18 protein-coding genes are annotated in these 21,780 nt (G+C 36.4%); 6 read left to right on the top strand and 12 right to left on the bottom strand.

Annotation, left to right across the window (positions count from 1 at the left end; all coding sequences use genetic code 11):
• Positions 1–68: 68 nt before the first annotated feature.
• Positions 69–2,264, top strand: coding sequence for a serine/threonine-protein kinase (locus tag UABAM_RS04835; RefSeq protein WP_151966870.1), 2,196 nt, complete (start codon positions 69–71; stop codon positions 2,262–2,264).
• A gap of 13 nt (positions 2,265–2,277) precedes the next feature.
• Here the strand turns inward: UABAM_RS04835 and UABAM_RS04830 are convergent, their stop codons facing one another.
• A complete protein-coding gene (locus UABAM_RS04830) occupies positions 2,278–2,880 on the bottom strand; it encodes a hypothetical protein (RefSeq protein WP_151966869.1) in 603 nt (200 codons plus the stop codon).
• Between the two features lie 114 nt (positions 2,881–2,994).
• On the opposite strand from UABAM_RS04830, the gene UABAM_RS04825 reads away from it, so the two are divergent.
• Positions 2,995–3,564: a prolyl hydroxylase family protein gene (locus UABAM_RS04825; protein ID WP_151966868.1), complete on the top strand. Its 570-nt coding sequence runs from the start codon at positions 2,995–2,997 to the stop codon at positions 3,562–3,564.
• On the opposite strand, the gene UABAM_RS04820 is transcribed toward UABAM_RS04825, so the two are convergent.
• Genes UABAM_RS04820 through UABAM_RS04805 form a run of 4 tightly spaced genes read right to left on the bottom strand, consistent with a single transcriptional unit; the run spans position 3,565 to position 8,222 of the window.
• The gene (locus tag UABAM_RS04820; protein ID WP_261343965.1) at positions 3,565–4,446 is read right to left on the bottom strand and encodes an NAD(P)-dependent oxidoreductase; all 882 of its coding nucleotides are present in this window, start codon (positions 4,444–4,446) and stop codon (positions 3,565–3,567) included.
• A gap of 15 nt (positions 4,447–4,461) precedes the next feature.
• Positions 4,462–5,433 (bottom strand): C2 domain-containing protein, encoded by a 972-nt coding sequence (locus UABAM_RS04815; RefSeq protein ID WP_151966867.1) that lies wholly within the window; start codon positions 5,431–5,433, stop codon positions 4,462–4,464.
• A gap of 43 nt (positions 5,434–5,476) precedes the next feature.
• On the bottom strand, positions 5,477–6,775 hold the full coding sequence (locus UABAM_RS04810; protein WP_151966866.1) for a PQQ-binding-like beta-propeller repeat protein: 1,299 nt from the start codon (positions 6,773–6,775) through the stop codon (positions 5,477–5,479).
• 25 nt (positions 6,776–6,800) lie between these two features.
• Positions 6,801–8,222: a pyridoxal phosphate-dependent decarboxylase family protein gene (locus tag UABAM_RS04805; protein ID WP_151966865.1), complete on the bottom strand. Its 1,422-nt coding sequence runs from the start codon at positions 8,220–8,222 to the stop codon at positions 6,801–6,803.
• A 120-nt stretch (positions 8,223–8,342) separates the two neighbouring features.
• On the opposite strand from UABAM_RS04805, the gene cdd reads away from it, so the two are divergent.
• Positions 8,343–8,747 carry a cytidine deaminase gene (cdd, locus tag UABAM_RS04800; RefSeq protein WP_151966864.1) on the top strand — a complete coding sequence of 135 codons (405 nt, stop codon included), beginning with the start codon at positions 8,343–8,345 and terminating at the stop codon, positions 8,745–8,747.
• Positions 8,748–8,773: 26 nt separating this feature from the next.
• Here the strand turns inward: cdd and UABAM_RS04795 are convergent, their stop codons facing one another.
• Positions 8,774–11,428, bottom strand: coding sequence for a serine/threonine-protein kinase (locus UABAM_RS04795; RefSeq protein WP_151966863.1), 2,655 nt, complete (start codon positions 11,426–11,428; stop codon positions 8,774–8,776).
• A gap of 292 nt (positions 11,429–11,720) precedes the next feature.
• Here UABAM_RS04795 and UABAM_RS04790 point away from each other — a divergent pair, with 292 nt between their 5' ends.
• Both UABAM_RS04790 and UABAM_RS04785 read left to right on the top strand, forming a co-directional pair.
• Positions 11,721–12,794: an L-threonylcarbamoyladenylate synthase gene (locus UABAM_RS04790; protein WP_151966862.1), complete on the top strand. Its 1,074-nt coding sequence runs from the start codon at positions 11,721–11,723 to the stop codon at positions 12,792–12,794.
• Between the two features lie 220 nt (positions 12,795–13,014).
• Positions 13,015–14,355 carry a leucine-rich repeat domain-containing protein gene (locus UABAM_RS04785; RefSeq protein WP_151966861.1) on the top strand — a complete coding sequence of 447 codons (1,341 nt, stop codon included), beginning with the start codon at positions 13,015–13,017 and terminating at the stop codon, positions 14,353–14,355.
• A gap of 464 nt (positions 14,356–14,819) precedes the next feature.
• On the opposite strand, the gene UABAM_RS04780 is transcribed toward UABAM_RS04785, so the two are convergent.
• Positions 14,820–15,302 carry a hypothetical protein gene (locus UABAM_RS04780; protein WP_151966860.1) on the bottom strand — a complete coding sequence of 161 codons (483 nt, stop codon included), beginning with the start codon at positions 15,300–15,302 and terminating at the stop codon, positions 14,820–14,822.
• A 158-nt stretch (positions 15,303–15,460) separates the two neighbouring features.
• Here UABAM_RS04780 and UABAM_RS04775 point away from each other — a divergent pair, with 158 nt between their 5' ends.
• Complete coding sequence (locus tag UABAM_RS04775; RefSeq protein WP_151966859.1) at positions 15,461–16,363, top strand: tyrosine-type recombinase/integrase; 903 nt, start codon at positions 15,461–15,463, stop codon at positions 16,361–16,363.
• A 36-nt stretch (positions 16,364–16,399) separates the two neighbouring features.
• On the opposite strand, the gene lhgO is transcribed toward UABAM_RS04775, so the two are convergent.
• Genes lhgO through UABAM_RS04750 form a run of 5 tightly spaced genes read right to left on the bottom strand, consistent with a single transcriptional unit; the run spans position 16,400 to position 21,735 of the window.
• Complete coding sequence (lhgO, locus tag UABAM_RS04770; protein ID WP_151966858.1) at positions 16,400–17,605, bottom strand: L-2-hydroxyglutarate oxidase; 1,206 nt, start codon at positions 17,603–17,605, stop codon at positions 16,400–16,402.
• Between the two features lie 3 nt (positions 17,606–17,608).
• On the bottom strand, positions 17,609–18,580 hold the full coding sequence (locus tag UABAM_RS04765; protein ID WP_151966857.1) for a hypothetical protein: 972 nt from the start codon (positions 18,578–18,580) through the stop codon (positions 17,609–17,611).
• On the bottom strand, positions 18,580–19,410 hold the full coding sequence (locus tag UABAM_RS04760) for a hypothetical protein (RefSeq protein WP_151966856.1): 831 nt from the start codon (positions 19,408–19,410) through the stop codon (positions 18,580–18,582). The genes UABAM_RS04765 and UABAM_RS04760 overlap by 1 nt, the downstream gene beginning before the upstream one ends.
• A gap of 3 nt (positions 19,411–19,413) precedes the next feature.
• The gene (locus UABAM_RS04755; RefSeq protein WP_151966855.1) at positions 19,414–20,622 is read right to left on the bottom strand and encodes a protein kinase domain-containing protein; all 1,209 of its coding nucleotides are present in this window, start codon (positions 20,620–20,622) and stop codon (positions 19,414–19,416) included.
• Positions 20,623–20,634: 12 nt separating this feature from the next.
• A complete protein-coding gene (locus UABAM_RS04750) occupies positions 20,635–21,735 on the bottom strand; it encodes a prenyltransferase/squalene oxidase repeat-containing protein (RefSeq protein ID WP_151966854.1) in 1,101 nt (366 codons plus the stop codon).
• Between the last annotated feature and the right edge of the window lie 45 nt (positions 21,736–21,780).

Genomic DNA, 21,780 nt, shown 5'->3' with positions numbered 1-21,780 from the left:
TTGCGATATAAAGCCTTCTATATGTTATAAAATTGTCTTGTCTAGTAGTAATGTAGAAAGGGTAAATAATGCAAACTCTCTTAAAAAATCGTTATCAATTAAAACAGGAAATTGGTAGAGGAGGAATGGGCACTGTTTATCTTGCGCTGGACACAAAAACAAATACACAAGTTGCAATTAAAGAATGTAATGCTAATGAAGATCTGGATTTACAAGAGCGTATAAAACGCGAATATCAATTTATGACTAGTATAGATCACCCTTGTATTGTAAAAGGACAAAATCTTTTCAAAGTTAATAAAAAGTATTTTATTGTTATGGAATATGTTGAGGGTATATCTCTAAAAGACTTTATTAGCAATAATTCATGGTCTATTAGTTTTAGCCAACAACTACAAATTGTAAGAGATATTTGTAGTGCTGTTGTCGCTTTGAACAATAATGGAATTATACATAGAGACTTAAAGCCAGAAAACATTATCTTGCAAAGAAATCTAACACCTAAAATTTTAGATCTTGGAATTGCAAGGTCCACAAACGGAGAACTTCCAACAATAACAAACACAGGAAGTATTATTGGTACCCCATGCTATGTTAGTCCAGAACAAATCGACGGCGAAAATTCGGTGAATAATATAGATGTTTTTTCTTTAGGAATTATATTCTATCAATTTTTTTCGTGGCAAAAATATTCACCTTTTTATGCTGGTGGTATAGTACAAAGTATAGATAAAGTTTACAACTATAACCCACCTGCTTTGACTTCCATACTCCAGGAAAATAATTCAGTCACCTCGGCTATTTCAGATTTAATAGATAAAGCGTTAAAAAAAAATCCTAAAGAAAGAATCGAATCTACACAAAAAATGTTGACAATGCTTGATAAGATAGTTTCGAAAAGTAATTTGGCTAAACCAAAGAATAGAAACAAATTAAAAAAAGTTTCTCAGGTAAATAAATCAAAATCTTACTTTATTCTATATTCATCTTTTAGCACTATTTTATGTATATTTTTCTTACTTGAAATCAACAATATTTATAAAGAAAAAAATCAAAAAGATAATCAAGTAAAGATATTACAAGATGACTTAAATAACCTAAGAAATATTTATAAGGAAAAGGTTTTAAGTATCAACTCGAAAAAATACATTTCTGTAGAAAAAATGAGTGAGGAAATTCTTTTTCTTTATAATATTGATTCGCAATGGTACAAAAAAGTAGATAAAAAAAATATCTACACGTTTATGAGCAAAATGTTAGCATCTACACTTAAATCGCCTTTTTTACGAGGTGATAACAGTGTTTTATTACATGATAATAGGTTTTTAGTTAGCAAACTTTTCGAATTATTTGACAATGTTTTGAAAAAGAATAGAGGTAGCTTTGCAAGCCAAGAATTACAAAAATTTTATTTTTTGTACAAAAAGGCTGGAATAGAACATTCTCTGCATCCTTTTTGTGAAAAAAAATTTTTATCTAACCTTTGTGCACTCCAAATAGATGATGAAAGTGTTAAAAGAGATCAAGATTTAGTAAAGTTATTCATTAATAGAAAAACAAGGTACCAGTTGACTAGATCGCGTGAAAAAAGTCTTCTTTTGGCTTATTTTCGATATGTAAATCCAGGAAATATTTTTCGGAGAAAAGACAAAGTTGCCTTCTTAAAAGAAAACATAAATTTTTTGAAATCTCTAGTCAATAACAATTTTAGTACTTCTAAACATTACTACCTTTTGGCTAAAGCGTATCAGGAACTTCGACGAGAAGACAGAAATCCGACAAACCGGGCCGATTATCTTTTTCAATGGAAGTTTTTTTTGGAAAAAGCTTTAGAAATGAATAATAGCAATTCTATCTATCTTGAATCTTGGTTTGAATGGTATAGAAAAATGACTTCTTTTGTTAATGACTACCCTAAAATTTCACCTGAACTTTTAAATCGTATATATACAAAAAAATCTGGGTCTCTTAACATGGAGAAAATGCAAGCTAAAGATTGGAAACTGGACTTCTCAAATTACAACAAGACACAAATTATTAACAATTTTTCATTCTTAGCTTTTAATATAAATGAAAGAGAAAGTTTCTTATTCAATTACTTTTATTTTTCAATGCCTGAAGCGCTAAGAAGTGATTATTTAATTAAAAATAGAGAAACGAAGAAAATGTTAAACAACAAGCTCTTGAATTTGAGAGAGGCTAAAAATTATGAAAACCGTCAAAAGATTCTTCGAATTTTTAAAGTCAAACTTGTTAAGTACTAAGGGAAGTCTCAAATCAATCCCCAGAGTTTAAATGCAAAACGTATAGATCATCTTCTTTGTTAAAACCCATTTTTTCTAGATAAATTTGATGCCAATCTCCTTGGCATGAGGAAGTAATCAGCTCTTTTGTAAAACAATTTTTGTTGTAAAAAAAATGTCCTATCTTGAAATCACGGTATTGCGGTACGACATAATCGAGAATAACGTGTAGTCTGTCTTGGTGTTCCTCTAACAAAATGAGCCCTGCTGGTACAGTATTGCGCAATACAAAGAAACTAAGGTAATCTTTTTCCTTGTCTAAAGAAAGTTGCGGATAGAATTTTTGGATGTCTTCGGAGTGAAAATTTAGAAAATGTTGAGTGTATTGCTCCGTATATGTGGTGTTGAGAATGTAAAAATATTCTTTCGCAAATAAAACTTGCACAAGATAGTAGACATTGATGCACACGATTAAGAAATTGACAAAAGCGACGGGGTATGCCGGTAGCATTAAGCCATAAACCACAAAGGTTATCGCCCCAACTAAATTAATAATACGTAGTTTTAAAATAGAACTCATCATCAAAGAAACAGCGACTAGTATAGACGCAGCATAACCAATAAACTCTTCTAACATTTCTTCCTCTTTGTCATCTAATTCTATGGTATAATTGTTTGAAGTAAACTATCGGGCGGGTCATCATAGCAAAACAAATAATAAATTGGTATGTTTTTTTTAGAAAGAAACGTCATGCAAAAAACCGAATTTACGGAAGATATATTTACAGTTACGGATGTTTTATCACCAGAGGAATGTCAAAAATATATTGATTACACGGAAAATATTGGATTTGCGGATGCACCGATTACAACCGCTGCGGGACCTATTATGAGTCCCGGAATTCGCAATAACACGCGTGTCATGTTTGATAATGAGAAAATGGCGGATAAGTTGTGGCAGCGCGTACAGACTTTTCTCCCTCAAAAATGTAAAGGAAGAGATGCTCTAGGTCTAAACGAACGTTTTCGTTTTTATCGTTACGAGCCTGGGCAACGATTTGCTCCTCACGGCGATGGATACTACCAGAGAGAAAACGGTGAGCGCAGTTTTTTTACGTTCATGGTATATCTAAACGACGATTGTGAAGGCGGAGAAACCAAATTCTTTTTCCCTTTGCTAATCGGACAAGAGGATGTTGTCATAAAACCTAAGGCGGGGATGGCCTTATTTTTTAAACATGCCATTATTCACGAAGGGACTACAGTCGTTTCAGGAAAAAAATACGTACTGCGCTCTGATGTCATGTATAGCAGTGAGTAATCACCAATGGGGATTTTCTTCCCACAGCATATATAGGCCTTGTGTTCCCATGTCTTCTCCACCTGACTTAGCGGCTTTTTCGTAATACTCAATCGTTTTTGATAAGACCGGGACGCTCATATTTATACTTTGAGATTCTTTGGCTGCGATTTGCATATCTTTAAGAAAATGTTTGATCAAAAATCCAGGAGAGCTATCTTTGGCAATGATACGCGGTGCAAGATTGTCCAAACTCCAACTGCCAGCAGCTCCCTTGCTAATGGATGCGAGTAGCTCTTTTTGGCAAAGTCCGTATTGTTTTGCATAACGTAATGCTTCAATCATTCCCATCATTGTCCCCGCAATGGCTATTTGGTTACACATCTTACAATGTTGACCGCTGCCAGATTTACCTTGATACACGATATTTTTTCCCATTAGTTGAAAAAGCGGTAGTATGCGATCAAAGGTTTCCTTATACCCTCCGACCATAATAGATAAGGAAGCGTTCTTTGCTCCGGTATCTCCACCGCTAACCGGCGCATCTAGGGTTTCGATTTGCCTTTGCGCGGCTTGCTCCGCTATTTCTATTGCCAATGATGGTTCGCTTGTTGTCATATCACAGAGAATGCTATTGCTCTTTGCGTTTGCAACCAATCCGTTTTCTCCCAAATACACTTCGCGAACATCGTCGGGAAAACCGACAATCGTAAAAATAACATCGCATTCCTGGGCTATTTCTTTTGGAGAATCACACCACTTCGCTCCCATGGAAATTAAATGCGCGGCTTTTGGCTTGCTGCGTGTGTAAACGTGTAAAGAGTGACCGGCATTACGGAGATGAGAGGCCATTTGTGCTCCCATAATACCCAGTCCAATAAAACCAATTTTTTGATTTTCCATATTCACCATCATCTCCTATTTTCTGTGGTCTTTTGTGTTTTCTTTTGGCAAACTTTCTTCTTTCTTCAATTGTTGATTCAACCGATGCAGGCGATTGACAATGCTCATAAATTTAGGCTGTTTTTCGTTAAACTTACCTCGGTGAGCTTTTTGTACATTATCAAAATAGTATTGAGCGGAATCCATTGAAATTCTGGCACTTTTTAAATAATATTTATATTTTTTTTGTAGCGCTTCTTCCACTTCATCAAGCGCTTTCGTCACTTTTTCCAAATCAAATTGCACAAATGCAGGTAATTCCTGTGGCTTCGTTTTTGGAACATACTGCTTTTGTTGTTTTAAGCGCTCTTCCAAAATATAATATCTTTGCTGTAACTCGTTTTTTTCTATCTCTTTTTTTTCAAACTCTTTTTTCCAGTACGCGAGGTCTTCTTTTAATTGCTTAATAAGGCGGTTTGTTTTGGCAACTTGCGAATTTTCGAAATTTAACCTATTTTCTAGAGAGCGAAGTTCTTGCTCCTTTTTCTGTAAACGCTTCTCCCACGATTCCATTTCTTTACTCGCAAGGTAGTTTTTTGCCTCGGGGTCAGAGATGACAAAGTTAAATTTTTGAACTGAACCAAAAGATACTTGGTCTTCCTGATACTGAAAAATGGTAACTTCGTAGCTTCCAATAAAATCATTTCCGTCTACCGCGTCGTGATCACTGACATCAATACGCAATTGTTGTTTTTCTTTTACACTTAGTTTAAACATCTTATCTTTTAAAGTGTGGGTATTCTTAAATACCTTACTCTTAGATATTTGTTGCCAAGCGCCTTTGATCTTCACAAAAAACTTCATTTGAATGTCAGGTTTCCCCAACAAATCCCAGTTTTTGCTATTTTCTTTTTTTTGACTAACCGTCAATTCGCGAATGTATAAACTCTTGATATTTTCGGCTTGAATAAATAATGTGATCAAGACAAAGCACAGTAATAGTTTCATTGAAAGCCTTTCTCTTTTGTATTTTCGACTTGTCGTCTAGTATTTACTTACGTAAGGAAAAACACATTAGCGATTTTTTATCACGTATGAATAGTTTCCCATTTGCAACACTTGGTGTTGTCCAACAAGTCGTCTTTCTGTTAAAAGGATTGAACTGCTGCTTTAATATATACTTGTCTGGGTTGGCAGCAACTAGTCCCAAACGTCCATCCTCACCAAGGACAATGAGATTGTCTCCGAAAGCAACCATAGATCCCTTGCTAAATCCTCTAGCCTGCCACTTTTCTTTTCCCGTGACAGCATGCATACATTTTAATATTCGATTGTGGAAACCATAAATGTGCTCTTTTAACAAAATAGACGAAGAAAAATGATTCTTCATACGTGGAGTTTTCCACGAAAGTTGTGGCTGAATACCCTGATTACTCTTCTGTAGCTTTATAAGTCCAGCCCCCGTATGATAACCAGAAGAAATAAACACATAATTTTTGTACACAATAGGAGCCGCGGCATGAATTTGTTGGAATGTCTTCCACGGAAAACGCCAAATATAACTCTGCTTTTGTGGATTTATACTGACAATCCCCTCTTGGTTAAAAAATAAAATTTGCGATTGCCCAAGGATATTTGCCACCACAGGTGTCGCGTAAGAGGGACCTTGCCCAGACATTGTCCACGCAACAGAACCCGTTTTTTTATCGAAAGCTGCTATTGAATTTTTCCCCTTCCCTACTTGATAGATCAGCCACTCCTTATAGATAATCGGTGAAGAAGAAATTCCAAATAATAAATTATCACTTGCGAATTGTTTAAATATATTCACTTGCCAAATGATTTTGCCACTCTTTAGATCTAAGCAAGACAAATTTCCCTTACCACTCACAGTATAGACCCTGTTGCCATCAATTGCTGGTGTAGCTCGTGGACCGTTGCCCATTTGATTGTAGTAGAGATCGTTAATCTTTGTTTTCCAAAGTACTTTACCTTTTTCAATATTTATCGCAACAACGTATTCGTATTTGTCGACCTCTTGTTCATGAATAGGGATATCAAAATTATAGCCACCATATGACTTTTTCGGTTGTGGTGTTGTTGGTTTCTTTTTCTTAATACCACCTGGAGGATCACCATACATGGTAATGGCCGTTGTACCCGAAACTGAGACTCCTGAAAGACCTTCTCCCAGTGGAAACTCCCACAATTTTTGAAGTCCTCCTTCGGGCCAAGTATTCATAATACTTGTTTCTGTGGATATCCCGTTCCCCTCAGAACCACGCCATTGTAGCCAATCATCACAATATGCAATAGAAAACAATAGAATTGTTGTAAGTAATATACGCATAAATTTTCCTATCTATGAAAAATATTTAAAGAGCTATTTTTTGTATGTGACTTAGTAAATCTTGTAACGTTTCTTCTTTTGTAAATGGATTCATGATGGTTGTACGAAGGTATACTTTATTTTTTAAGGTGGTGCTCACAATATAGAAAACTCCGCTTTGCATAACATTTTTGCAAATATCGCGTTGTAGTTGATCGAGATCACCAGAGAACTCTTCGGGAACGAAGCGAAAACACACGATATTGCCTTGGGGAAATACCGCTAACGTGAAGTTAGGATTTTTCTCAATCAAATTTGCCAAATGTTGTGCCATTTCGAAGGTATATTCTATGTACTTTGCAAAAAATTCTTCTCCATAGTGACGTAAACAAAAATACGCCTTGAGCCCCATAGAGGGTTTTGTACACTCCATGGTACGTCGACTGATGGCGTGCCAATCCTGCTCATCACTATCTTCAGAATATAAGTATGGTGCGTGTTGCTTTAGAGCAAAGTGAGAGTTTCTTTTGTCGCGAAAGATAACACCCGTACACAAACTCGGCATCATCATCATTTTATGTAGATCCCAAACAACAGAATCGGCGCGGTGTATTTGCTGTGCTAGGTGTTGGTATTTTTTGGACAAAACAACAGGGGCTCCATGGGCACCATCAACATGAAACCACAAATCATGTTCCTCGCAGAAATCAGCGATCATCTGTAAATCTTCAAAAGTACCTGGTCCTGTATTACAACAACTTCCCACGACCGCGATCACCTTTCGATATTTTTTTAGGGCTTCTTGGTAGGCAGTCTCAAGAGCTTTACGCGTAATTTGAAATTTTTCATTGCTAACAATGGGAATAGCACCGTCTTGTCCTAGTCCCATAATTTGCGTTGCGCGTTTAACACAATAATGAGCTTCACTAGAAACAAGCACTGATAACGGTTCTTGCACTCCTTCATTCCAAACATCATAACCCGCCTTGATTTGCCTAGCAGCGAGAAGAGCCATCAAGTTACCTAAAGATCCACCGGCGGTGATGAACCCACCGGCATTGCCATAACCTATTTTTTTTGCCATCCATTCAATAATCCGCACTTCAACTGCGGTATGCATGGGTCCCATCTCAACAATCGCAGTACTGTTATTCAAAAAAGAACTCAATAGATCAACGGCGGCGGCCATTGGCAAAGGAACAGCGACTTGATGCCCAATGTAGTGGGGATGGTGCAAATGCTGAGAATGTTCCACCACTTCACGAAGAAAAGTATCCCAGCTATTGGTAAAACGACGATCCATTTGCGAACAACGATCGAGAATCGACTCCCAATCTGTTGTTTCTAACACTTTTTTGTCCGCACGATGCATGGATTTTAAGTGTTCCTGCAATATAAGAACTATTTTGTTGGTGTTATCAGTAAAGGCTTCTGGAGAAAACGCTTGTGAAAATAATTTATCGGTCATTTTTTTCTCTAAAATACAGTTCTATAAAAAAATTAAATAACTTGATTTTTCATAATATCTTATTGTAGAATATAAATCTTTTCCCTTTTTACTAATTTAACCTAAATATGAAATGCTAATATGGAAATACAAAAATATCAAAATCTAATCGAAGCCGCAAAAGAAGTGCGAAAAAACTCTTATGCTCCGTACTCTAAATTTAAAGTTGGAGCGGCTATTTTATGCCAAGATGGTGAAGTTTATGTAGGTTGTAATGTAGAAAATGCTTCTTTTGGTTTGACCTGCTGCGCGGAAAGAAATGCGATTTTTAATGCTGTGGCAATGGGAAAGAGTAAATTTAGCGCGATAGCTGTGGTCGTAAACTCTCCTCAACCTTGTACCCCATGTGGTGCGTGTCGTCAGGTCCTAAACGAATTTTGTAATGATATGGATATTATTATGGTGAATATCCGTGGAAGAATGAAAGTGGAAATTACACCCCTAAATGAACTTCTCCCGCGATCTTTTGATGCGAAAAGTCTTTAGAACAAGTCTAAAGACTTTTACTTTTTCTATTTCCCCGCACGTCTTATTTTATTTTCAAGATCAGCACGAACCTGTCCTCGAATTGGTGGAGGGGCAAACTGCAATAAACCAATCGCCTTTTTCCAGCTTTTTATCGCTCTCTTTTTTTGGTTCATAATTATATAACAATCTCCCTTTAATGCATGAGCAGCAAAGAAACGTGGGTCTTTTTTAGACACTTCCTTCGCTATCTTTAGCGCTTTTTTATGGTCGCCATTTCTCAAAGAAATTTGCCCAATATGAAACTGCGCTTCCACATACCCAGGGTTTATTTTTACTACCTTTTCAAAATCTTTCAACGCTTTATCGAAATTCTTTAAAAGACTCAAATGTACCCAGCCTCGTTCAAAATGAGCATGTGCACTTTGTGGATATTTTTTTATATGGTTCGTAAAAAATGTAATGGATTTATAGGGATCTCCCATTTGCTCTAACACACGCCCTACATTGGTAAATGATACTCTATCGTTGGGTTTTTCATCTATAATTAAAGATAAATCGGCCAAAGCTTTGTCATATTCATGTAAATGTTGTGCATAAATAAGAGCTCTCTCGTTGTAGCAATGAAAGCATTTGCGTTTATTGATAGCTTTTGTATAAAATTGCGCCGCTTCTTGAAAACGGTTTAGCATTTTCAGTATGTGGCCTTTGTAGCTAATGACTCCTGCAGGAGGAGAAGGAATATTCAGAGCTATGTCTACATGCTTCAACGCTTCACTATATTGTTTTTTGTGAACTAAAATGACACTTTTCTCATAGTTCGCCTGTGAATTTTTTGGAAAATCTTTTAAGATTTGATCCACATATTTTTCGGCAAGAGCATAATTTTTCTGCCGAACATAAACGGTGACTTGTTGCAACTTTTGTCCTAATTCAGCAGGAGACATTTTGGTTCTTGGCAAGACTTTAGGATTATTGTTGGCATTTTGTTTATTGGAGTTTTGATTGTTGTCTGTATTCGCTTGTTTATTTGTGTTTTTATTCTTATCTGTATTCGCTTGTTTATTTGTGTTTTGATTCTTGTCTGCGTCGTTTTCCCATTTTTTCGGTGTTTTATCTTTTTTTCGGTTGTTCTCTTGTGTGTATTCAAATTCATTTTCGTAAGTATTATCTTCAGAAGATGACGATGATGATGACGCAAATATCACTAAAAAGAGTATCATGACAAAGATAGAGGCAACGGTGATAATCACATTGGTGTTTTTTGATTGCCCACGACGCCTTCCCGCTTTTTTTCTTGCCTTTTTGGGAACGCTACTTCGTGAGGTGGCGCCCGAAGCCCTGGAAGGTTTTGCTTTTCCAGCAGCGTTTTCTAAATCTTTGGCAAAACGTTGTGCACTAGAGTAACGATCCTTTTTCTTTTTTGCAATCGCCCGCATACAAATGCGCGAAATTTCTTCTGGAATTTCTTTGCGTACGAGATGTGGGGGCTTGGCTTTTCCTTCCGATATTTTTCTTAAGAGTGCCGGAAATGTATTTGCATCATAAGGGGGCTTTCCCACAATCAGAAGATAAAAGACAACACCTAAAGCATATATATCACACTTGGCATCTACCGATTCCGGATGATCTATTTGCTCGGGGGCCATGTAGGCGGGTGTCCCCATAAAACTTCCTGCCTGGGTGAGTTCTTGAATTCCCTCTTTGTCTTTCGCTAAGCCGAAGTCCGTTAGCCATGGCTTTCCCTCGTTATCAATCATTATATTCGCAGGCTTGATATCACGGTGTATAATGCCAGTCTGGTGAGCTGTGTGGAGTGCGTTTGCTATGGGAGTTAATAGTTTGATCGCCTTGCGATAGTGCATAGGGACTTTCTCACGATCCAAGCCATGCCCACTCACAAATTTCATGGCAAAATACGGCATGCCATTTTCACTACCTAAATCGTATACAGGTATGATGTGTTCATGCTGAATCTTGTATACCGACCGCGCTTCTCTTTCAAAACGGGCAACATCTAGTTGCGATGACCCTTCTCCACGAATTAATACTTTAAGAGCAACTGTACGTTGAAAAGATGGGTCATAAGCCTTGTATACGATACCCATTCCACCACGGGCAATTTCTTGTTCTATTTCGTAACGCCCGAAGTTTTTAGGCACACTAGCTCCGACCTGTAAGACACCCTCGCGAAACTGGACTCGCCCGAGACCTTCTTCTATTTCTCCTGCTTTTTTGAAAAGTGTTTGTAGTACATTGCCCTCGATAAAACGGTTTTCCACGGCAAATTTTGCAATATGGCATTGTGTCTGAGTGTACTCCTTTGACCATTTTGCAAGAATTTGATTCACCTGTTGTAAATTAAACATACCTTCTTTCATCGCAACCATACCAAATATGGCAGCTTGCTTTTGATCATTATTCAAACGAAAGTAGTCTTGTTGATGTTGTGGAATATTGTCGATAGAAATAACACCTTCAGTCAGGAGCGAATTTCCTGCAAGTGTAAATGTGCTCATTGAAGTATGAGAAAGCTTTAAATCTTCATTACACAATACCTTTTGCGCTTTATCTTTTACGCCATTTTTGCGAGCTTCGATCAAGATTTTAGTATACGCAGTGATCACGTTTTTCGACTTTGACTGTTGCAGTAAAGTCCCTAGAAATACAATATCTTCTTGTGTTAAATATGCTTGTTCCATAGCTCATTTCTATCAAAGAAAGTTATTATTTTTTGACTCCAGGCGTTCTATTATACTAGAGTTGGAAAATTGATGACACGCCACAATACATTTTGTTTTTGGTTTTTATCGTGGTTTCACATATAAGATATTAGTATGTGAAAATATACTTTTTAGCTCTATTTTTTGATATTTGGAATCTAGTATTGAATATAATTTTACAGCGTTTTATTGTACTGGAAAAAAAACAGGTATTGCAATAAAATTTTTGCAAATAGCAATTTCAAATCGTTTTAAATCGAGAATTTTAATCATGGATATAATAAAACTACAAGACAATTATGAAGAAGTTGTTGCAAAAGCTGTTGCAACATTAAAAGCAGGTAATATTGTGATCTATCCCACAGAAACATGCTATGGTGTGGGGGTTGACGCAACGAATCAGCAAGCGGTGGACAAAGTACTTGCATACAAGAGTAAACGTGCAGACAAAGCGCTATCGGTCGCTGTTCCCCACCGAGAAATGGCGGAAGAGTATGTGGAATTAAACAATACCGCAATAAATCTCTACAACTTATATTTACCAGGGCCAATCACCGTCATTTCGCGTGGAAAAAATAAGGTCGCCAATCATGTACAGGCCGCAAATGGAACTTTGGGAATACGTATACCCGATTATAAACTAGTACGCGATATAGCACAAAGCTTTGGTAAACCAATCACCGCAACGTCTGCCAATGCGTCTTACAAAAAGACTCCGTACAAAATAGACGATATACTGCAAAACACTTCGCAAAAACAACAAAGTCTCATTGGTCTCATCATTGATGCTGGACAACTTCCCAAAAGAAAACCGAGTATTGTTACCGATACGACAGTCGAAGACTTAAAGGTATTGCGCCGCAGCAATTTTGACTTCAAAAACTTTTCACAACTTACTCTTTCTTGCGAAAAAGATACGGAGAATTTTGCAAAAGAAATTTTTGACAAAATCAATGAATATGTCGGGAAAAATTTAATCGTTTTTCTTTTGCAAGGCGATCTTGGTACAGGAAAAACTTTTTTTACCCGCACATTATCCAAGCATCTTAATGTAGAAGGAGCCGTGTCCTCGCCTACATTTATACTATGTCGCGAACATAAACTTCCGCAATCCGAAGGGCGTTTGTATCACATAGATACCTATCGCATGTTTGATGCCAAAGAAATGGACGATTTACGCTGTGAACAGATGTTCAACCCACCCAACATTGTTGTGATCGAATGGGCGGATAAAGTACGTACGCATATTCAACCATTTTTTCACGATGCAATTGTTGTAGATATGCATTTAAAGCATATTGAGGGAGAAAAAAGAGAGCTACTTTACGCAATGAGAAATTTCTAGAAAATCAACGTTTAAATAAAAAACAAAAATAACATTAAGTTATAATATAAATGTAAATTAATTTAAATTTATATTTAATATAAAATCATAACAAAACATGATATTTTTGTTTTTTATGTTTTTAACAAAATAACGAGAAACATATAACTTGCGTTTTCTACGAAAAACTTTCGCGTTTGTTCCTTGCTTAACACAGGGTCTGCGTTATGGGGAGATTTAATTGAAAATACTAGAATTCAAGTTAAAAAAACTCTCAAATATCTATACGAAAGCGAAATACTACGGATGTACTTTCAACATAAAAAACCCGATCTCTTTTCGGGAAACGGAATTCTACAATTGTAATTTTCGTGATGAAGTCGGTTTTCGTAATATCGACAATGTTGTATTTTCGAACTGTAGTTTTAGTAATAAACTAAATTTATCTTTTGGGAAAGAAAGTCGCGTAAAGGAAGGTGAAGAGTTAGATCTCATCATAAAGCAACTTCCACAAACAACAAGCCTATCTCTACATCAGTTAGATCTAACACATATGCCAGATTCTATTGCCACATTAAAAAAAGTGGAATTTTTAGCTGTAACGCAAAGTCGCTTAACCGAAATAGCAAAGACAATTTTTGAAATGCCCTTTTTAAGAGAGTTACATTTGAGTTATAACAACTTAAAAACTTTGCCATCGCAAATAGGCAACTTAAAAAAATTAACCTCACTACATTTGGATAATAATGAACTAGAATTATTGCCGCCTTCCCTCAAAAATTTAAAGTCGCTAGACTTGCTAACCTTAGGGTCAAATCAACTTAAAGAAATTCCAAGAGAATTAGGCGAGCTACATTCATTGACGTATTTGGATTTATCAAACAATCAATTACTGCGATTACCCAACGAAATAGGCAACATGCATAATTTGAAATATTTAATCGTATCATCAAATCAATTGCGAGAATTGCCTTCCAACATTGGTAATCTATTAAACATTGAGGAAATGACCCTGACGCATAATCGTTTGGTGGGTTTACCTTATGAAATGAAAAATTTACAAACATTGCGATCTTTACATGTGCAGAGTAATTCAATTAAAAATTTTCCGCACTGCATTTTTCATCTCAAAAATTTAGAAATTCTGGACTTATCTTTTAACAGGTTGGAGGAACTTCCTAAAAGTTTTGGACAATTAGTTTCCCTAAAAAGTTTTTACTTACAGGACAACCAACTACAAAATTTACCTGCAAAAATTTCGCAACTACAAAGCCTCTCGTACATCGACTTAGCACATAATTGTTTATCGGAGTTACCAAAAGAAATAGCCCAATGTAAAAAACTATCATCTTTAAGATTGGACTCCAACAATATAACTCACCTACCTGATAGTATCACGCAAATGGAACAACTATATTCGTTGGAACTTGAATCAAACCCACTTGTAGATTTACCAACAACGATGAAAAACCTAACAAACTTAAAGCATTTAAATATACGTGGTACACTTCTAAGTACAAAGCAAATAGAAAAAATAAGAAACGATTTACCTTACTGCAATGTGGTTAGCAATGATCCCTAAACGGTTATATTACAAAACTAGTGTATTTCAAAAAAGATGATAGGCAATAATGCCGAACTCGGATCGAAAATAATAATAAGTAGATGTAAACGAAAAAAAGCATTTCGGTATTTCGCTTTAAATTCCGAAAATACAAGAACAAGTAGCGCAATGAACGCGATTCCTATCATAAAAATAACAGGATATATTAATAGTAAAGTTCCAACAGCTTCTCGATATATTACTGAGTTGTAGAGGCATGAACATATAAAGATGATATATAACACCTGAGGAAAAACCACATCGTGTTGATTTTTACATTTGTAACACGAAGTAAACAGACCATTATACAACAATAGAATATAATACTTTTTCGAAGCTCATATATGAACTCTCTTATAGTTGGAGTCAAATTAGTAAAACAACAGAAAAAGCCTTCTACAAAATCGATCTAATTAAATTGCAAAGTTAATCTATTAATCCCGTCAAAAATTTTTTTCCATCGCATCGCGTAGTGCAAAAAATTTTGCTTCGTTCATTTTATATAACCAACCGTTGTATCGATATTCATAATACCCACTGTTGTGTCCCGACAAACAATCAATCACAATTTTTTTGCTCGCGTAGTACAAAGTAATTTTTGCAAGGCTAGCACATTTGTGATTTCTTCCGGGCGAAGAAGCGTTGAGGACATCAATTATTTTTTCCATCAAAATTTTGTCTTGCGTTGTGTATTTTATTTTTTGTGTTTCGTATTTTACACTGGGTATTTTATTTTTTCCTTTTAGTTTTTCTATCTTGTCATTTTTTTTCGCGAGTGCATTTTTTATTTTTTTGAAAGTTGTCACTTCATACGTAATCATACGTAAATCTTTTTTAGAAAATTTTATCGAAATATAAAATACAAAAACAACGGCAAATAAAATCACACACGATGACGCGACAATAATTTTTTTGTTCATTTTCATTTTTTCTCTCCATAAAAAATTTATCTCATCTATTCTATCGCGATCAATGTCATTCCACAAAAATTTTTCAGCAAACAATTGACAGATCATCTATTCAAAAGTACAATAGTTACATAATAACAATTATGTAACTACATATTTTTTATTAGGTGACCTATATGAATATTGTTTTACAAGGAAATAACGATGAGAACCTTCTAAGAATATTGAATAAAAGTATATATGAGACTATAGATGAATATATATATGAAAAATACAGTAATCCCAACACAATATCTTCCTATAAGTCTTATATAATAAGGCATGTAAATAAGATACATTTCGAAAAATTGCAAGATTTAAATCACATCCACTACATTGACATACGCAAGACGATTGTGGCTTTTATAAAAAGTTTTTCGTCACCAAATACAAAACGCGTCGTCATTTCTTGTCTACGTGGTTTTTGGAATTATCTGTGCGATGTTTACGGTTATAAAAAAAATCCCGTGCCCGCCAAAATGAATTTGCCACCGCGACAAAGTAAGAGCCTTACCAAAAGTCTTACTTTCGACAAGATAAAACGTCTTCTCGACAAATTACAATCGTACACAAAATTCGGTTTTTGCGATCATGTCAAATACGTTTTAACAGCAACTTTGGCAACAACAGGTTTACGTATATCGGAAGTTTTGCAGATAACAACACAGATGGTAGAAGAAGGTTGTGTGTCAATTGTTCAAAAACGCGGTAAGACACGAAAATTAGATTTACCAACACAAATACAAAAAGCGCTATGGGACTTTATTTGTCTCTATGAAATCAAAGGTCAAGTTTTCCAAACGTCAACCAGGCAAGCAATGGGGCGTGTATACGCACATCGTATTGTAAAAAAAGCAACGGGAATTAGTCCCCACGGTTTCCGTAAATCAGTAATTGAGATGCTGATAGAGAAGGGAATTCATAATCACGAGGTGGCAAAAGTAAGTGGGCACAGTTCAATTAATATGGTTTTTTATTACGATAATCGCGACACAATTGCGGAAGCTCATAAAGGATTGGCGATGGACTTAATGCAGTAATTTTATCGTAGGTCTGAGGAATAGTTAAAGGTATCGCTACGACAAATCGCTCATTGTGACAATACTTTCGGCAATCGCTAACGAAGCCGTTGCTGCTGGAGAAGGGGCATTTAACACATGAAAAACATTGTGGCTTTTCTCTACACAGAAATCATCCACTAAGTTTCCGTTGTGATCTAAAGCTTGTGCGCGAACACCTGCTTTGTAGTAGACCATATCTCTTGCTGTGATGATAGGCATTAAACGCCGGACGCTTTTAACAAAAGCACTTTTGAAAAAAGAACGTTGGTATTCGGCAATTCCAGTGCGCCAGTGGCGTGAGGTAAATTTCCAAAAGCCTTTATATGAGATGATGTTGAGGAAGTCTTTTGTAGAAAAAGACGTTTTGCGATACCCTTCTTTTTTAAAAGATAAGACGGCATTTGGTCCCATTTCAACACTACCATCAATCATCTTGGTTAGGTGCACTCCAAGAAAAGGGAATTGAGGATTAGGAACTGGGTAAATCAAACCACGTACTAAGTCATTTTGTTGGGGAATGAGTTTGTAGTACTCTCCGCGGAACGGAATCAAACGAATTTGTGGAGTAACTCCCGAAAGTTTCGCGATGTAGTCGGCGTTGAGTCCAGCACAATTGAAAGTATAACGACTCTTGATTACTTTTCCTTGCGTTGTTTTCAGTATACAAGCGTTTTCTTCGGTGTGAATCTCTTTTATATTGCACTTGAAAACAATTTTTGCTCCCCGTGCTTTTACAATTTCTGCTAGTTTAGCACATACACTTGCATAATCAACAATGCCAGTAATGGGAACCCATATGCCTTTGGTGGCATTGACGTTTTTTTCTATTTCTAGTAGTTTTGGTTTGTCGATAATCTCAATGCCTGACACGTTATTTTCAATACCGCGCTCATATAAACGCTGTAAATAGATTTCTTCTTCTTTGTCACTTGCGACAATTACTTTACCAATACGGTTATGTGCAACACCATGTGTTTTGCAAAAATCGTAGAGCTTTTGAACCCCAAGAACGCAAGTTCGGGCTTTTAATGAGCCTGGCCGATAGTAAATACCTGAGTGAATTACTCCACTATTTCGTCCTGTTTGGTGCAAAGAAGGAGCATGTTCTTTTTCTAGTATCACTATTTTTTTTTGTGGGAAACGCTGATTGATTGTATATGCTGTGGCAAGTCCGACAATTCCTGCGCCAATAACCGCAACATCATATGTATTTTTCGTCATAAACTACAAATCAAAACTACTATTGATTTCCTTCAAACATTTTACCCAGGAGTCTTTCTTTTCCTCTGCGGAAAGGTCACTATTAAAAATTTCCTGTGTCTTTTTCCAACGTAGATAATCGATAAAGACCTTCTCGAGCTTTTCGATCTTTTTCTCGTGTTTTTCTAACTTATATACATGCTGACTTTGAGAAATAATTTCAAAAAAATATTTGTTTTCAAATGTGGAGCTAAAGTTTCCAAACTCAGGAGACAAACGGCGTGCGTTGGCGGCATTGTGTATATGTTGTTGATAAATCTCTTTTCCAATATACCACCATGACTTATGTTGTTTCGTTTCGGGAGTGTACAGGGTGCCCACTGTTGTCCGTGCATTTTGCATATCTTGTAGTGCTTCATCTATGCTTTCGCAGGCAAATTCGGTGTAGACTTTTTGCTTGTAATGAGCAATCAGGTTGTCGGAGCCGCCTACTTTGGCTAGTTTGTAGTAAGAGGCAATTTTTTTCGCAAAAAGAGATTCACGTTCTGTAGAGATATTCGCAACATCTATTGCGTAAAAGTTGTCAAAATATTGATACAAACATTCTATAACTTTGTCATTGATAGGAATGCCCCACGCTACTCTGGTTAAATAAAAGGGTATATTCTCATTTTTGAGTAGAGAGATAAAATATAAGATTCCTCTTAAACGAGCGGACATTAGTTTCTGATGGTGTTTATCTTCTATGTTTAAACAAACGACATGCACAGGAAAATTTTTCTCAACAACTCGATATTCACAACCGACAATAATAAATTGCGGGAACTCTTCTTTTAAAGTGAAAGCGTTGCCTACGTTGTGATAGTTTGTAACTGCAATACCATCTAAACTAGGATAGAGAATTTTTGTTGTGTAAATCGCTTCGATATCTTTTTTTAAAAATTTATCGTTGGGTTCTCTATAATCAAAAGTATGATTGTGAAGATCTAGGCGCACTATTCCGCCTTTATTCTGATGATCTCGTCGGTAACTTTTTCCAAATTACTTTCCCACTTTTTTATCTTGTCAATGTAGTACTTGTACTCTTTGTTTACATACTTTTCCGCTTGTTTTTGTGTAAAACCCCTCTTGGTTTTTTCCAAAGTAATTTGCATATCTATCGACCGTTTTGCCATCTTGATCGCGTTATCGTAGAGAACAGCTGATTTGCGAAAATAAATGAGAGCATTGTTCTTATCTTGCTTTCGCAAACGTTCTTTTGCATAGTTGATGTTTACGTAGGCCTTAGAGACTTTTTTCTCCGCATTGGTCCACAATTTTGCTTCGCTTGACTTCTCTGTTGTATTGTCATTGTTGTTGTTATTGTTGTTTTGTATACTTCGGTAACGTAAGATCACCAGTAAACCTAACAACAAAATCACAAATATAATACTTCCATAAAAGCCTATGTAGTAATGAAGTGGGTATTTACGCTTTACCTTGTTTTTACTCATTCGCCTTGTTGAACTAGAACGCGAACCTCTTGTGGGTACTTTTCTGCGCTGTGTTTTTCCCAAACCATCATCTGTAGGAGAAAATAAATGATTTTCAACTTCTTTCTCTTCTGGCCGCCATATGATGTCACCCTCTTCTTCGGATGTACTGTCGATGATGTTAAATAGACGCTCTTTTGAATGGGAAATTTTAATAAAGTTTTGTCCTTTGATAGTGACGGATTCATCCTTTGGGCTATCAGGCAGAGGAAAATCGCTTTTATTGTCATTATCAAAGATCTTTATTTTATCTGTTTCATGAGGATTTTTATCATCCATGTTAAAACCATTCACAAATTATTCCTTTTTTCTTTTGTTTGCAATTTCAGCCAATCGTCCTTCTACGTCTTTGTCATTACTCAAAATAGTAATAACGTTTTCCAACCCTAAAGCTGATAAAATTGTAAAGACTTTCTCGTCCACGTTGAACAAAAATATATCACCGCCTACTCCTTGAACTTTGTCGCTAAAGTTAATGAGGAAACCTATTGCACTGGAGTTCAAGTAATCTATCTTCGCAAAGTCAAAGGCAATGAATCGCAACTTTGTCGATGTAATTTCATCGAGATTTTTTGATAACGTATTGAGGTTTTTTGCATCAACGTAGTTTTTTTCGCCTCCTAAGCTGAAAACAGAGATAATTGCTGTTTGTTCACTAGTGGGTTTAATACCAGGCAAAGCCTTAGGTGCTTGTTTAACAATATCTGCTTTGATAAATTTTAAGAATTCTGTAATGTCTTGAAATACACTATCTGATTTTCCACAGCAATGAGCATATAATTCGTCTATTTTATTGGGAAGGCTGGGATCTATATCACTAGGAAAACCTGCTTGTAAACTGGGGTATGTACCGGTTGCCATTTCAAAAATCAACATACCCAAGGAAAATATATCTGCGCTTTGGTCAAACGAAAAACCTGTTCTTTGTCTCTTTGATTTGTATACAAGTAAGCGCATGATCGGTTTAGGAATTTTGACACTATTCTCAGAATATTCTCGGTAATACTCCGCAATGGTAAGTGTAATGACCTTGCCTATAGGATAATCGATTAGACGCGCATAACCACTTTTTTCTAGTATGATATGTTCAGGCCTTAAGTCCAAGTGCGCGATATTTTTTTGGTGAAGTTTAGATAAAGCGTAAGCTATTTTACCGATTAGCCGTATCGTAAGTTGTGGGGAAAGTTTTTTTCGTTCGCGCAGTAGTTGACGTAAGTTTTTTCCCGACAGTAGCTCTTGGGCAAGATAAGCAGGATTAGAGGTCGGATCGTAATCTTCGACATGCGCTAAGTACTTGGGTGCCTTGACCACAGGTAAGAATTTTTGAGTTCTTAGGTGATGACATATTCTCTCATTTGTAAAGATCTTAAGACATGTCTCTTTACTTTCTAAGTATGAATGCTCTGCTAACCATGTTTCACTAAATACTCCCTGTCCTAACTTTACAGTTAGGATGTAGTTTCCCAAGCGCATTCCTGAACGAGGAGCTCTATATTCTGGGCTCACGTTGTACTCCTGTTATTTTTGAAAAATGGGCAAATATCTGTACGGTACTTGTAGGATTAATGTTGCTACAGCGGTTGCATATACTTCACCAATTACACTATGACCGGTGGTGTTAAAGGGAGTTCGTCCTCCCCAAGAGCCTTTTTTCTTATTTTGCAATCTCAAAAACTCTTTGCGAACAGCAGGGTACCATGTTTTCCAGTAGCCCGTATGGCTTGGTGCTTGAAACATTGCCTGAACAGCATAAAAATGTCCGTAGTAAAAGAAACGGTTGTAAAACTGATCTTTCTTACCGTTAGGTGGTAAGTATTGCATCATGAATTTCAGACCTCTTTTTATTTCAAGAGAGTCATACTCTCCTGTTCCGTTTAAACTCGAAACGCCGGCGGCTGCCAGAGGGAAACTTTTTCTTCGTTGTGTCATCCCCAAGCGATACATAAAAGTTCCATCATCATTTGCCGAACGCCGAATATAAGTTATTGCTCTTTCGATAGTTTTCTTGGGTACGCGAATTCCCACATTTCTTGCGGCGCGTAGTGCTTGAATCGCACACACGGTAATCGAACCTTCATGGTCCTTGTCGTGAGGAAGATATCCCCATCCGCCCTCGGCTGTTTGGGAATCAATAATGATTTTGATAGATCTTTCCAAAGCTCTACGCACATTTTTTACAGAATAAGCTGTATTTTGACTTAACTCCTCACTATAATCCCTAGATGTGCCACATATTTGGGCTAGAAATAGTGCTGCATAGCAATGCCCATGCATTTTTGATTCGTCAATGTTGGTTGTAATATAACCACTTCTGTTAACAGAAGCGAGTATGTATTGCAATGCTTTGTATAAAGCAACTCCATGCTTTCCTCGCTGTGGTAAATTACCAGCGGCCATTAGTGATAAACCTGCAAAACTCGTTACGGAGATAGCATACTTCTTATCGGTTGCCCCGGCAAAAGAACCATCCTCGTCTTGATGTTTTAGCAAATAATTAAGCCCGAGGTCGATAGCTCGTCTATTTTCACGATGTTCTTCAGGAGTCAATTGCAATTCATCATCACCATACACTAGAGCTATGCAAATGAGTGCTAAAGGTAGTAATTTCCAAATGTTCATTTTTACACCAATCACTGTCGGAATTATCAATAAAACATAATTTGC

The sequence above is a fragment of the Candidatus Uabimicrobium amorphum genome, assembly GCF_009002475.1.
In the GTDB taxonomy this organism is placed as follows: domain Bacteria; phylum Planctomycetota; class Uabimicrobiia; order Uabimicrobiales; family Uabimicrobiaceae; genus Uabimicrobium; species Uabimicrobium amorphum.
This window is presented reverse-complemented; position numbering and strand designations above follow the sequence as displayed.

What these genes read in the sequence shown, in the direction of transcription:
- UABAM_RS04775 (WP_151966859.1), top strand. Translation starts at nt 15,461, where the DNA reads ATGAATATTGTTTTACAAGGAAATAACGATGAGAACCTTCTAAGAATA.
- UABAM_RS04795 (WP_151966863.1), bottom strand. Translation starts at nt 11,428, where the DNA reads ATGGAACAAGCATATTTAACACAAGAAGATATTGTATTTCTAGGGACT.
- UABAM_RS04780 (WP_151966860.1), bottom strand. Translation starts at nt 15,302, where the DNA reads ATGAAAATGAACAAAAAAATTATTGTCGCGTCATCGTGTGTGATTTTA.
- UABAM_RS04810 (WP_151966866.1), bottom strand. Translation starts at nt 6,775, where the DNA reads ATGCGTATATTACTTACAACAATTCTATTGTTTTCTATTGCATATTGT.
- UABAM_RS04830 (WP_151966869.1), bottom strand. Translation starts at nt 2,880, where the DNA reads ATGTTAGAAGAGTTTATTGGTTATGCTGCGTCTATACTAGTCGCTGTT.
- lhgO (WP_151966858.1), bottom strand. Translation starts at nt 17,605, where the DNA reads ATGACGAAAAATACATATGATGTTGCGGTTATTGGCGCAGGAATTGTC.
- UABAM_RS04820 (WP_261343965.1), bottom strand. Translation starts at nt 4,446, where the DNA reads ATGGAAAATCAAAAAATTGGTTTTATTGGACTGGGTATTATGGGAGCA.
- UABAM_RS04805 (WP_151966865.1), bottom strand. Translation starts at nt 8,222, where the DNA reads ATGACCGATAAATTATTTTCACAAGCGTTTTCTCCAGAAGCCTTTACT.
- UABAM_RS04835 (WP_151966870.1), top strand. Translation starts at nt 69, where the DNA reads ATGCAAACTCTCTTAAAAAATCGTTATCAATTAAAACAGGAAATTGGT.
- cdd (WP_151966864.1), top strand. Translation starts at nt 8,343, where the DNA reads ATGGAAATACAAAAATATCAAAATCTAATCGAAGCCGCAAAAGAAGTG.
- UABAM_RS04790 (WP_151966862.1), top strand. Translation starts at nt 11,721, where the DNA reads ATGGATATAATAAAACTACAAGACAATTATGAAGAAGTTGTTGCAAAA.
- UABAM_RS04750 (WP_151966854.1), bottom strand. Translation starts at nt 21,735, where the DNA reads ATGAACATTTGGAAATTACTACCTTTAGCACTCATTTGCATAGCTCTA.
- UABAM_RS04825 (WP_151966868.1), top strand. Translation starts at nt 2,995, where the DNA reads ATGCAAAAAACCGAATTTACGGAAGATATATTTACAGTTACGGATGTT.
- UABAM_RS04815 (WP_151966867.1), bottom strand. Translation starts at nt 5,433, where the DNA reads ATGAAACTATTACTGTGCTTTGTCTTGATCACATTATTTATTCAAGCC.